Annotated in this window: 12 protein-coding genes; 6 read left to right on the forward strand and 6 right to left on the reverse strand. The window is 55.9% G+C overall.

Going from position 1 to position 12,639, the window contains the following annotated elements; genetic code table 11:
• Positions 1-27 precede the first annotated feature (27 nt).
• The 4 genes from mrkB to mrkF are packed head-to-tail and all read left to right on the forward strand — an operon-like array spanning position 28 to position 4,862.
• The gene (gene mrkB / locus KB890_RS18730; protein ID WP_000820818.1) at positions 28-729 is read left to right on the forward strand and encodes a type 3 fimbria chaperone MrkB; all 702 of its coding nucleotides are present in this window, start codon (positions 28-30) and stop codon (positions 727-729) included.
• A gap of 11 nt (positions 730-740) precedes the next feature.
• Positions 741-3,227, forward strand: a complete 2,487-nt coding sequence (mrkC, locus tag KB890_RS18735; protein ID WP_004181211.1) for a type 3 fimbria usher protein MrkC — start codon at positions 741-743, stop codon at positions 3,225-3,227.
• On the forward strand, positions 3,218-4,213 hold the full coding sequence (mrkD, locus tag KB890_RS18740) for a type 3 fimbria adhesin subunit MrkD (RefSeq protein WP_004149659.1): 996 nt from the start codon (positions 3,218-3,220) through the stop codon (positions 4,211-4,213). The genes mrkC and mrkD overlap by 10 nt, the downstream gene beginning before the upstream one ends.
• A gap of 13 nt (positions 4,214-4,226) precedes the next feature.
• The gene (gene mrkF, locus KB890_RS18745) at positions 4,227-4,862 is read left to right on the forward strand and encodes a type 3 fimbria minor subunit MrkF (protein WP_002916122.1); all 636 of its coding nucleotides are present in this window, start codon (positions 4,227-4,229) and stop codon (positions 4,860-4,862) included.
• 34 nt (positions 4,863-4,896) lie between these two features.
• Here the strand turns inward: mrkF and mkrJ are convergent, their stop codons facing one another.
• The 6 genes from mkrJ to KB890_RS18775 form a co-directional block, all read right to left on the reverse strand.
• Positions 4,897-5,613 (reverse strand): cyclic-di-GMP phosphodiesterase MrkJ, encoded by a 717-nt coding sequence (gene mkrJ / locus KB890_RS18750; protein WP_004181208.1) that lies wholly within the window; start codon positions 5,611-5,613, stop codon positions 4,897-4,899.
• A gap of 143 nt (positions 5,614-5,756) precedes the next feature.
• Positions 5,757-6,329, reverse strand: a complete 573-nt coding sequence (gene mrkI, locus KB890_RS18755) for a transcriptional regulator MrkI (protein ID WP_002916079.1) — start codon at positions 6,327-6,329, stop codon at positions 5,757-5,759.
• 17 nt (positions 6,330-6,346) lie between these two features.
• Positions 6,347-7,051 (reverse strand): transcriptional activator MrkH, encoded by a 705-nt coding sequence (gene mrkH / locus KB890_RS18760; protein ID WP_094965481.1) that lies wholly within the window; start codon positions 7,049-7,051, stop codon positions 6,347-6,349.
• Between the two features lie 382 nt (positions 7,052-7,433).
• The gene (locus KB890_RS18765) at positions 7,434-8,312 is read right to left on the reverse strand and encodes an aldo/keto reductase family oxidoreductase (protein WP_004181205.1); all 879 of its coding nucleotides are present in this window, start codon (positions 8,310-8,312) and stop codon (positions 7,434-7,436) included.
• A gap of 118 nt (positions 8,313-8,430) precedes the next feature.
• Positions 8,431-9,660: an amino acid permease gene (locus KB890_RS18770; protein WP_002916058.1), complete on the reverse strand. Its 1,230-nt coding sequence runs from the start codon at positions 9,658-9,660 to the stop codon at positions 8,431-8,433.
• A 123-nt stretch (positions 9,661-9,783) separates the two neighbouring features.
• Positions 9,784-10,245: a multidrug/biocide efflux PACE transporter gene (locus KB890_RS18775; protein ID WP_002916056.1), complete on the reverse strand. Its 462-nt coding sequence runs from the start codon at positions 10,243-10,245 to the stop codon at positions 9,784-9,786.
• A 102-nt stretch (positions 10,246-10,347) separates the two neighbouring features.
• Between KB890_RS18775 and KB890_RS18780 the strand changes: the two genes are divergently transcribed.
• Both KB890_RS18780 and KB890_RS18785 read left to right on the forward strand, forming a co-directional pair.
• Positions 10,348-11,217: a LysR family transcriptional regulator gene (locus tag KB890_RS18780; protein WP_004181203.1), complete on the forward strand. Its 870-nt coding sequence runs from the start codon at positions 10,348-10,350 to the stop codon at positions 11,215-11,217.
• 118 nt (positions 11,218-11,335) lie between these two features.
• Entirely contained in the window at positions 11,336-12,514 is a 1,179-nt protein-coding gene (locus KB890_RS18785) for an acetyl-CoA C-acetyltransferase (RefSeq protein ID WP_002916052.1), read from the forward strand.
• The last annotated feature ends 125 nt before the right edge of the window (positions 12,515-12,639 follow it).

Genomic DNA, 12,639 nt, shown 5'->3' on the forward strand with positions numbered 1-12,639 from the left:
CGCTTGTATTTTTATTCTGAGGTCAGCATGAAGCGTATTGCCCTTTTTTTCTGTTTCATTTTTAGTTTTGCGGCCCATGCCAACAATATTATTGTTAACGGTACCCGCTTTATTTATCCAGGAAATGAAAAAGAAATAACGGTACAGCTTTCAAATAACGCCGACCGTCCGGCGCTGGCGCAGGCCTGGCTGGATAACGGCGATGCCGATGCCACACCGGATACCATTACCACCCCGTTTATTATCACCCCGCCGATTTCGCGCGTTGACGCCAAGAGCGGCCAGACGCTGCGTATTAAGCTCGGCAGCAGCGCCGGTCTGGCGAAAGATAAAGAGACGCTGTGGTGGCTGAATCTGCTGGAAATTCCGCCGGTGGTGGCCAATCAGAAAAATGAAGGCCAGAACGTGCTGCAGCTGGCGATCCGTTCGCGCTTTAAATTTATTTATCGTCCTGCCGGACTGGGCAACCGCGATGCGGCGGCCGAGAAGCTGACCCTGACCGCCAGCGGCAGTAGTCTCGCCATCAACAACCCGACGCCGTTCTACATTACCGTCAGCCGTATTTCCCGCGACGGCGGTAAAGCCCTGAACAGTAAAACCGTGATGCTGGCGCCGCAGTCCAGCCAGACGGTGGCGCTCTCCTCCGCCGTCAACCGCGGCGAAACCCTGACCGTTAACAACATTAATGACTATGGCGCCGATGTCGCAGTGAAAGTGGCCGTTAAATAAGGGAAAAGCTAATGAAGCAGAGGTCATTCTGCCCGGGAAGATTAAGCACCGCGATCGCCATCGCGCTGTGCTGCTTTCCGCCATTTTCCAGCGGACAGGAAAACCCGGGAACGGTATATCAGTTTAACGACGGCTTTATTGTCGGCAGTCGCGAAAAGGTCGATCTGTCGCGCTTTTCGACCAGCGCGATTACCGAAGGCACTTACTCCCTTGACGTCTACACCAACGACGAGTGGAAAGGGCGCTACGATTTACGCATCGCGCGCGATAAAGATGGTCGGCTGGGCGTCTGCTACACCAAAGCGATGCTGGCCCAATATGGCATCGCGGCGGAAAAGCTCAATCCGCAGCTGAGCGAGCAGGAGGGCTACTGCGGTAGCCTCAAATCCTGGCGCAACGAAGAAAACGTCAAAGACAACCTGGTCCAGTCCTCCCTGCGGTTGAACATTTCGGTACCGCAGATCTATGAAGATCAACGCCTGAAAAACTATGTCAGCCCGGAGTTCTGGGACAAAGGTATTACCGCGCTCAATCTTGGCTGGATGGCGAACGCCTGGAACAGCCATACCTCTTCGGTGGGCGGGTCGGATAACAGCAGCGCCTATCTGGGCGTCAACGCCGGTCTGTCGTGGGACGGCTGGCTGCTGAAGCACATCGGCAACCTGAACTGGCAGCAGCAGCAGGGTAAAGCGCACTGGAACAGCAACCAGACCTATCTCCAGCGCCCTATCCCACAGCTCAACTCCATCGTCAGCGGCGGGCAGATTTTCACCAATGGTGAATTTTTCGACACCATCGGTCTGCGCGGGGTTAATCTTTCCACCGATGACAATATGTTCCCGGACGGCATGCGCTCGTATGCTCCGGAAATTCGCGGCGTGGCGCAGAGCAACGCCCTCGTCACCGTGCGCCAGGGCAGCAATATTATCTATCAGACCACCGTTCCGCCCGGACCGTTTACCCTGCAGGATGTCTATCCTTCCGGCTATGGCAGCGATCTTGAGGTCTCGGTGAAAGAAGCGGATGGCTCGGTAGAAGTGTTTAGCGTGCCTTACGCCTCCGTCGCCCAGCTGCTGCGTCCGGGAATGACCCGCTACGCGCTCTCCGCCGGTAAAGTGGACGACAGCGCGCTGCGCTACAAGCCGATGCTCTATCAGGCGACCTGGCAGCACGGGATCAACAATCTGTTGACCGGCTACACCGGGGTCACCGGTTTTGACGACTATCAGGCCTTCCTGGTGGGGACAGGGATGAACACCGGCATCGGCGCGCTCTCTTTTGACGTCACCCATTCGCGGTTGAAGAGCGATGCCCATGATGACTCGGGTCAGAGCTATCGCGCGACCTTTAACCGCATGTTTACCGATACCCAGACCAGCATCGTGTTGGCGGCGTATCGCTACTCGACGAAAGGTTATTACAACCTCAACGACGCGCTGTACGCCGTCGATCAGGAAAAAAATAGTCGCAGCAACTACACCCTGTGGCGGCAAAAAAACGGCATGACCTTCACGGTGAACCAGAACCTGCCGGACGGCTGGGGCGGGTTTTATCTCAGCGGCCGTATCTCCGATTACTGGAACCGCTCCGGGACCGAGAAGCAGTATCAGGTCAGCTACAACAATTCATTTGGTCGTCTCTCCTGGTCGGCGAGCGCGCAGCGCGTCTATACGCCAGACAGCTCCGGTCATCGTCGCGACGATCGTATTTCACTCAACTTCAGCTACCCGCTGTGGTTTGGCGATAACCGCACCGCCAACCTGACGTCGAACACCTCGTTCAATAACTCGCGCTTTGCCAGCTCGCAGATTGGTATCAACGGTTCGCTGGACAGTGAAAACAACCTTAACTACGGCGTGTCGACCACCACCGCCACCGGCGGTCAGCATGATGTGGCGCTCAACGGTAGCTACCGTACGCCATGGACCACCCTCAACGGCAGCTACAGCCAGGGCGAAGGCTATCGTCAGAGCGGCATTGGCGCCAGCGGGACGATGATCGCCCACAGCGGCGGCGTGGTGCTCTCACCGGAAAGCGGCTCGACGATGGCCCTGATTGAAGCCAAAGACGCGGCCGGGGCGATGCTTCCGGGATCGCCGGGCACCCGTGTGGACAGCAATGGTTACGCCATCCTGCCGTATCTGCGCCCGTACCGGATTAACACCGTGGAAATCGACCCGAAAGGCAGCCATGACGACGTGGCCTTCGATCGCACCGTGGCGCAGGTTGTGCCGTGGGAAGGCAGCGTGGTTAAGGTCGCGTTCGGCACTAAGGTGCAGAACAACCTCACCCTGCAGGCGCGCCAGGCGAACCACGAGCCGTTGCCGTTTGCGGCAAGTATTTTCTCCCCCGACGGCAAGGAGATCGGCGTTGTCGGCCAGGGCAGCATGATGTTTATCAGCGATGCGAACGCCAAACGCGCGATTGTGAAGTGGAGCGGCGGGCAGTGTTCGGTGGATCTGGGACAGCAAACAACAAAGGATAGCGTATGTCGCTGAGGAAATTACTAACGCTTTTTATCGTCTTAATGGCGCTGGGAACCACCTCGTCCTGGGCCTCCTGTACGCGTCTCTCATCGCCAACGGTGATGCTGGACATGGTGGTGGGCAGGGTGGTGGTGCCCCCGGATCTGCCGGTGGGCTCGGTGATCCTTACCCGCGACTGGACGATGAGCGCTCCCGGCGGGGCAAGCTATCGCTGTACTTCCGGCACCAACCGCTTTGCGGCGAAGATCGTGTCGCCAGGGGCCACGGACCTTGGAAATAAAATCTACTCCACCAACGTGCCGGGAATCGGCATGCGTTTCAGCCGCGGCGGCGCAACGGTAAATATCGTCTATCCCGACGTCTTTTCGTCCCGGGTATATAACACCACCAACTATTCCCTCGAAGGGTCGCGCTTTACGCTGGAGATTATCAAAACCGCGGCAACCACCGGCAGCGGCACCCTGGCGGCGGGTAAGTACACCTCCTACGACTGGGAGAGCGGCGGTAACCCGATCCTCGAAACCTATCTGAGCGCCAACGCCATCACCGTGGTCTCGCCCTCCTGTTCGGTGCTGAGCGGGAAAAATATGAATGTCGATGTGGGTTCCATCCGGCGCACCGACCTGAAAGGGGTCGGCACCACCGCCGGCGGGAAGGATTTTAATATCGACCTGCAGTGCAGCGGCGGCCTGAGTGAAACGGGATATGCCAACATTAGCACCTCGTTCTCCGGTACCCTGGCCACCAGCACTACCGCTACCATGGGCGCCTTGCTGAATGAAAAAGCCGGCAGCGGGATGGCGAAAGGCATTGGCATCCAGGTGCTGAAGGATGGCTCCCCGCTGCAGTTTAATAAGAAATACACCGTCGGCCGCTTGAATAATCAGGAGACCCGCTACATCACCATACCGCTGCACGCGCGTTTTTATCAGTATGGCCCGACGACCAGCACCGGCGAGGTGGAGTCGCATATGATCTTTAACCTGACGTACGATTAATACGGGAGGGGGAATGAAGGGATTGCCGAAAAACACTATCGCGTGGCTGCTATTTTGCGGCAGCCTCGCCGCCCCCTCGGCGTGGGGTTTTGAGACCAATTACGATCGCGGACGGGTCGATTTTGCCGGGCGGGTGACGGATATTTCCTGTAGCGTCGCGCTAAACGGCGGCCAGCATGCCGGCAGCGGTAATGTCTGGCTGGCGCCGGTCAGCCTGGCGGAAGTCCACGATCGCGGTGCCGGGGCGTTTATGAAACCGCAGCCGTTTACCCTGGCACTGTCAAACTGCCAGCTGCGCCATGATGGTGGGGCAGCCTCGCAGGATGAGGTGCGTCGGGTCAGCGTGCGCTGGGTCGATGGTTTTTTACTGACGGCGGTCGGTAACGAAAACGCCGGGTATCTGGCCAATACCTTGCCGGATGGAGCGCAGAATATTTATCTGGCGCTATCGACTAACGATAATAATACTCTGGATAAGAGTAATAAAATTGTCCCGGCGGACCCGCAGCAAAATCAGGTGCGTTTGCAGGAAAGCGCGGTCAGCGGCGGCCTGTTCACCTATTACGTTGGCTATGTTTCGCCAACGCCGAAAAGCGCCACCAGCGGGCCGATTACCAGCTGGGCAACGTGGGAATTAGTTTATAATTAAGTGACGTTAAAAAGCCGGGAATTCCCGGCTTTTTTTACATGGCAATATGATCGGCGACCAGTTGTTCAATACTGACTTCCCGCCAGTAATGTCCCTGGATAGCAAACCACTCCATTCCCTGCAGCCATTCTTTATGGGCTTCGCTTTCGACACCTTCAATAATCACATTATGATGGTTGCGCGATAAAAAGGTCACCAGCGCATCCATCAGCTGGCGGCCGGACTCTTTGCGCATCAGGTGCCAGAAAAAATCCTTATCAATTTTCACATAGTCAAAGTGATAACCGCGAATAGCGTTAATTCCCGCGTAGCCGGAGCCGAAGTCGTCGAGCCACAGTGAGGTATCCTGTGGGCTCTGCCAGGCGGCAAGAGAATTATGCAGCAGATTCTCGGCGTTTTCGGTTACCTCGAAATGGACGCAGGTCAGGGCGGCGATTTTGGCTTTTATATCCTTCTGGCGCAACAGGTTCAGGATATGGTCATCAACGTTAATTGTTGCGGAAATATGGTTACGTAAAAACCAGGCTTTATGCTTTTCAATCAGTGCCAGTTGTTCGAGAAAAATACGTTCACGAACGGCGGCGGTAGCATGGCGGAAAAAATCTTCGGGGGAAATAGAAAGATTATCAAAGCGGCTTAAGCATTCCACCGCGACCAGAGTACCTTGTGGGGAAAACATTTTCTGAAAGACGTAGCGTACAGCGATATCATTACGAGATAAAATGTTGTCTTCGAATATTTTAGTGTTCATTATCCCTCTTCACGAGGTTAGTCAGACAATAGGCAGAGGATACATTAATTATAGGCTACCTGATGATTAATGGGAATGGCGGGAAATGTAAATCAACAGCGAATAAGTACGCTTTATCCGCTACTGATTTACCGGGAGAACATTTAGCATTGATGGAGAGCGGCAATACGCTGATTCATAGTGCGGGAATTATCAATACCCAGTTTTTGCATGATATGGATGCGGTGGCTATGAACCGTTTTATGAGCAATGCCGAGCAGGGCGGCAATACGCTTATTATTATTGTTGGCAATGAGCAGTTCGAGGATCTGACACTCCCGTGGTGAAAGCTGTTTGCGCAATCCTCGCGGCGGCAGTTCGCTGACGCCTTTGGCGCGCTGGACGATAGATGAAAAAAGAGTTAGCGGAGATTTCTCACTAATAATCATAGCGTTGTCAAAGTTTATCAACTCTCTGCACAGCCCGACAATGTCGCTTTTCACCATTAGCACCGGCTGCTGGCAGCGCAGCAGGGAAAGGCGGAGCGCATTCAGCAGATCGACGATTCTGATGGCAGAAATATCCTTATTAATTAAATTGAAAATAATCGTCTGGGCCAGTGGCAGATGTTTCTCATGGATGACATCGGCATAACTCAGACGGGTGGCATTTTCATGGCTATCAATAAGGTAGTGATAGATTGAGTGACCAATGAGATTGTCATTGGTGTACAGCAATATACTGTCCAAGGTTGTCAGATTCTCTTTTTGCGCTTGGCTTCTAAGATCAGGTCCAGCAGTATCTTCTCTATTCTGCGCTGGTCATCGAGATGGCGGAACTTAAACTGGCAGGATATCTGATAGTAGCTCTCACTCTCTTCATTAGCGTTATCCAGGGTGATAACAATGACATTTTTGACCACCAGGTCGATGGTGATCTCGCCATATTCTGCAAGCATAAGTACGGCGTTTTTCAGTAAGGCGTTGTGGCTGAGAAATTTAAGATTCGGCGTTTTGGTCATCAATGCGCAACCGCCATCTGAAATGTCTTTGATATCGAAAAGATAGTTTTCGCCGTTTTTATGGCGGCCGCGGCAATAAAAGTCATGCTCATGGCGTAAACGAAAGCGGGGATCGCGGCGACGCTGCACTACCTGCAGGCATTCAGGCAATGAAAAAGCGTAGCGGATACCTTTATCGACACCGCTATTGTCATGTTTTGTCAGGGCCGCATTAAACTCTATTTTCCCTGAATCGCTATGCAGGAGAAAGCGAATTTTATGCCCGGACGGGATTTTGCGATGGGTCTGAATATGAAACTCGGCAAAGTCCACGCGCGTCAGTTGGGTTATGATACTGGTGTTGTTAAAAAATATTTCAATTTCAGTACGTTTGCGCAACTCCTCTCTGAAAATAGCAATAAATTCATACTTACTGGTCTTTATCGTTCCCTCTGTCATATGCATCCCTTGTAAATAGTTGTCGTGAGGCGTTTGATTTTTCTTATAGCAATAGCAACATTCTGATTGGGTTAATCAGATGTTTTTATGAGCGTTTGATGTTATTGACTATCTTTGCAGCCAGATTGATATGTATAAACTTGGAATTTGATATTGTATTTCCTGTAATCAAGAGTTTCGAATTTTGGTCATGACAAAAACGACAACGGCCTCCAAGCTGGAGACCGGTCGAAGGATAAAAACTTAAGTTTAATTAACGGGGATAATGAGAGAACGATCGTCGATCACGCCCCATTTGTAGGATCTATAGTGCCAGTAGCGGTGAGGTTTTTCCAGGCAAATATTGAGGAGGGATAGGGTTCCCTCCATTTTGTCTGGCAGGTCAGCGGCGCGCGGCGGTGGCGATATTATCGAGGGTGCGCAGCGCTTCCGCAGGCAGGACCAGCTCGGCAGCGGCAATATTTTCCGCGAGGTGCGTGCGGGAGGAGGTGCCGGGGATCAGCAGAATATTTGGCGCTCGCTGGAGCAGCCAGGCGAGGGCGACCTGCATCGGCGTCGCCTCAAGCGAAGCCGCGACCTCGTTCAACTCCTGCGCCTGCAACGGCGTAAAACCGCCCAGCGGGAAAAAGGGCACCCAGGCGATGTGCTGGGCGGCCAGCGCATCCACCAGCGCGTCGTCGGCGCGATGGGCAACGTTATAAAGGTTTTGCACGCAGACGATGGGCGTCATTTTCTGCGCATCCGCGACCTGCTTTGCCGTCACGTTGCTGAGGCCGATATGGCGGATTAATCCTCGCTCTTTCAGTTCCAGCAGGGTGGCGAGTGGCGCCTCCAGCGAACCCTCCACCGGGCCGTGCGGGCTCAGCATACTGCGCAGATTAACCACTTCCAGTACCTCGAGCCCCAGGTGACGCAAATTGTCTTCAACGGCCTGGGTCAGTTCGGCGGGCGACATGGCCGGTAGCCAGTTGCCTTTCTCGTCACGGCGGGCGCTGACCTTGGTGACAATGCATAGATCGTCAGGGTAGGGGTGGAGCGCTTTGCGGATCAACTGATTGGTGACATGTGGACCGTAGAAATCAGAGGTATCGATATGGTTTATCCCGGCCTCGACGGCGGCCTGCAGGACGCGCACCGCTTCTTCAGGATCTTTGGGCGGGCCGAAAACACCGGGGCCGGCCAGCTGCATCGCGCCGTAACCTAAGCGATAGACCTGGCGATCGCCGAGCGTGCCGGGACCGGATAAGGTGACACTGGACATAAGAACTCTCCTCACGGTGGCTAAGCCGTAAGTGTAATCCGCTCACAAGGAAGGCAAGGGGGAGAATATTGTCAGAATGTGCGACAGCAGCTCAGGCAGCCGCTGTCGCCAGAGGGGATTAGCCGAAGAACATCACCGACACGCAGAGCAGACCAACCACCAGCGTAATGGCGTTACCCACCGAGCGGTACGGCTTCAGCGCCGGAATGAGCCATGTCGACAGCGTGGGCATAATAAACAGGATCATGGCGATAAGCGGTCCGCTGATAGCGTAGATCATTGAGATCGCATTCGGGTTGATAAAGCACACCGCAAAAGTGAAGGCGGAGACCAGCAGGATCGACATCGCGCGGTTGAAAGCGCGGCTCTTACGCACGCCCAGCAGGCCCAGCGAGCTTTTGACGATTTCGCTGGCGCCTTCAATCACTCCGAAGTAGGTTCCGAGAAACGATTTCGACATAGCGACGACGGCGACGATGATGCCGGTCACCGCCAGCCATCCCGGCGCGCCTGGCACCATCGACAGGGCGGAGAGGATAGTCACCCCCTGATCGCGGGCGGTCTCTATATAGGTTGCCGGGATCGCCAGCAGACAACTGAAGACAAAAAACAGCACGCTGGCGCAGATGATGGTGTAGGCCACCTTCATGATTTTTTTGCATTTACCCATGGCCAGGTCGCCGTGTTTCTCCTGCTGATCGATAGCAAAAGTCGAGATGATCGGCGTATGGCTAAAAGCGAAAACCATCACGGGAATAGAGATCCAGACCTGGTGGAGCGTCTGCGGGCTGAACTGCATCTGGCTGGTGAGATGCTCCGGATGCCAGTCGCGGATTAAATAGAGGGAGAGAAACAGGAAACAGGCGATAAGCGGGAAGACCAGAAAGCCCATCACCTTGATGGTGACCTGCCGTCCCATGAGAAAGATCAGGTTGAGGACCAGCACGACCCCCAGACTCAGCAGCGCACGCAGCCCTGGGGTCATCGGCGTGCGATGCGCCACCTGTTCGGCCAGCGAGTTGGTGATGGCCACGGCGTAGATGAGCACCACCACAAAGAAGGCAAGGAAATAGAGGCCGGTGATCAGGTTGCCAATTTTCTTACCATAGTAGTGATTAACTGCGCCGGTGATCCCGGTTCCCGGCGCGATATTGGCCGAGAGAATAAACTGGCTCAGCGCTTTGTGGGGCCAGTAAGTGAGCGGCCAGGCGACCAGCGCGGTGATGAACAGCACAATGGCGCCAGCCGAACCCAGCTGGATCGGTAGAAATAGCGTCCCAGCGCCTACTGCAGTGCCATATAAGGCAAAACTCCATAGAGTTTCTTCTTTAGACCAAATTTTAGACATTATGCGACTTTATCAACCGTCAAACCAAAAAAAAGGAGTGCAATTTACCATATTTATGGTTCGTCTGTTGCGATAGTTTTTGGTGATAAAGTCACGGCGGATCGTCGAAGATCCGCGCCGGGATTAACCGCGCGCCGTCTGGCGCGGGCGGCGGTGACGAATAACGCGCTCGCGCAGGGTGTCCCATACCCAGTTAAAGGCCATGGTGTAGGGCAGGAAGAAAAGCATAAAACCGATCTCCAGCATAAACGCCTGCAGCAGCGAGACGCCCAGCACGATCGCCACCATGGTGACGCCAATGATGACGAATCCGGTTTCGAAACCGAGCGCGTGCAGGGCGCGTACTTTCAGCTGGCGGGGGAAGCGGGAGACCGGCCACAGGCGATCGAACGCCGCGTTATAGATAATGTTCCATACCATCGCCAGGGTGGCGAGCAGAATGCTCAGTCCGCCCATCTCCACTACCGAGCGCTGCATCAGCCAGGCGGCGGTAGGGGCGAGGATCAGCGTCGCCAGTCCTTCGAAGGTGATGGCGTGGATAACGCGTTCGGTGAGCGTCTTGCGCTGATGTGGGGTCTGTTGCATGGCGAGCTACCTCCAGTTTTAGCCTGAACAGGAAATTACCCGGCAGTTTATGGAAAAATATGATAAAAAAAAGATAGGACCCATCGATATTGTAGATACATCATGCGTTATTCACCGGAAGCCTTAACCGCCTTTGTCGAGGCGGTCGACAGCGGATCGTTCTCCGCCGCCGCCCGCCGCCTGCGGAAAAGTCAGTCGACGATCAGTACCGCCATCGCCAATCTGGAGGCCGATCTCGGTGTAATCCTCTTTGACAGGGCAACGCGGCAACCGACGCTGACCCCGCAGGGGGAGCAGGTGCTGAGCTATGTCAAAGCGATTCTTGCCGCCAGCGAGCGGCTGGACGAACTGGCTGTGTCGCTGTCCGGCGAGACGGAGCCGCGGCTGACCTTCGTGCTCTCCGATACTCTGCACCCGGACGTGCTGGAAGATCTGCTGGTGCAGTTTGACCGCCGCTTTCCTCATACCGAGTTTGAGTGTTTGATTGGCGAAGACGAGGATGTGATCGATCTCCTGCAAAAATCCCGCGCCCAGGTGGGGCTGATTGAGGCGAGGGAGCGCTACCCCACCGATATCGGCAGCACCCGCCTGCCGCTGCAGACGGCGATGGGCATTTATGTAGCCCCTGGCCATCCGCTGGCGGCGCAGGGTAAGGTCGCCTGGGATGAGCTGCGCAGCTGGCGCGAGCTGCGTTTGAGCACCTTTCTGGCCAGCGCCACCGAACCTGCCGCAGGCCAGGTCTGGTCGGCGCCAAACTACCTGCTGCTGCTCAGCATGGCGGCGCAGGGGTTCGGCTGGTGCATTCTGCCCAGCGCGCTGGTGGCGGAGTTTGCGCCGCAGGGCGGGCTGGTGGCGCTCGATATCCCCGGCTGGCCGCGGGCAATTTCAGTCGATCTGCTGTGGAATAAGAAAGCGCCGCCGGGAGCGGCCGGCAGCTGGCTGCGTCAGTATCTGCAGCGGCGTGAACGTTAACGAATAGCTATTTCTTTGTGATTGGCTTCACTTTTTTTAAACAATTACAAAGTTTTTTGATAACAATTATCTAGTATATCGCTGTTTCTTTGCGCAAATGCATGGGCAGGGGTAGAGGATGAAGGATGTCGTGATCGTCGGCGCGCTGCGAACGCCGATTGGCTGCTTTCAGGGCGCATTATCGCGCCATTCAGCCGTCGAGCTGGGGAGCGTGGTGGTGAAGGCGCTGGTGGAGAAGACGGGAATCGATCCGCACAGCGTGGATGAGGTGATCCTCGGCCAGGTGCTGACCGCGGGGACCGGACAAAATCCGGCGCGTCAGTCCGCTATTCGCGGTGGGCTGCCTAACACCGTATCGGCTATCACCATTAACGATGTCTGCGGTTCCGGCCTGAAGGCTCTGCACCTCGCTACCCAGGCGATCCAGTGCGGGGAAGCGGACGTGGTGATCGCTGGCGGCCAGGAGAATATGAGCCGAGCTCCGCATGTGCTTACCGACAGCCGCACCGGCGCCCAGCTGGGCAACAGCCAGCTGATTGACAGTCTGGTGCATGATGGGCTGTGGGATGCTTTCAACGATTATCATATGGGCGTCACGGCGGAAAACCTGGCCCGGGAATTTGGCATCAGTCGCGAGCTGCAGGACGCCTGGGCGCTCAGCTCACAGCATAAGGCGCGCAAGGCGATTGATTCCGGTCGCTTTCGCGATGAGATCGTCCCGGTTGTCACCGAGCATAACGGCGCGGCGCGCACCGTGGATACCGATGAACAACCGCGGGTGGATGCCAGCGCGGAAGGGCTGGCCAGCCTGCAGCCCACCTTCGATCGCCTTGGATCGGTAACCGCCGGCAACGCCTCAAGCATCAATGACGGCGCGGCGGCGGTAATGATGATGAGCGAGGCTAAAGCGCTGGAGCTGGGGCTGCCGATCCTTGCGCGGATCCGCGCCTTCGCCAGCGTCGGCGTCGATCCGGCGCTGATGGGCATTGCCCCGGTGCATGCCACCCGTCGCTGTCTGGAGCGGGCCGGCTGGCGGCTGGACGACGTCGATCTGATCGAAGCCAATGAGGCCTTTGCCGCTCAGGCGATCTCGGTTGGCCGGGTACTGGAGTGGGATGAGCGCCGGGTCAACGTCAACGGCGGCGCGATCGCCCTCGGCCACCCCATCGGCGCCTCCGGCTGCCGGATTCTGGTGTCGCTGGTGCATGAAATGATCAAGCGCGATGCCCGCAAAGGTCTGGCGACGCTGTGCATTGGCGGCGGTCAGGGCGTGGCGCTGGCGGTAGAACGCGCATAGCGCTATACCTCGATTTCCATGGCCTCCTGCGGGAGGCCTTTTTTATGCGCCGTGCTTTGCCGAACCCTTATTTTTCCCCTCCCTCTTTCACTCTCCCCGGCGAAATTATTGAGCTTCGTCACGTC

The sequence above is a fragment of the Klebsiella sp. P1954 genome (assembly GCF_018199955.1).
Classification (GTDB): Bacteria; Pseudomonadota; Gammaproteobacteria; order Enterobacterales; family Enterobacteriaceae; genus Klebsiella; species Klebsiella pneumoniae.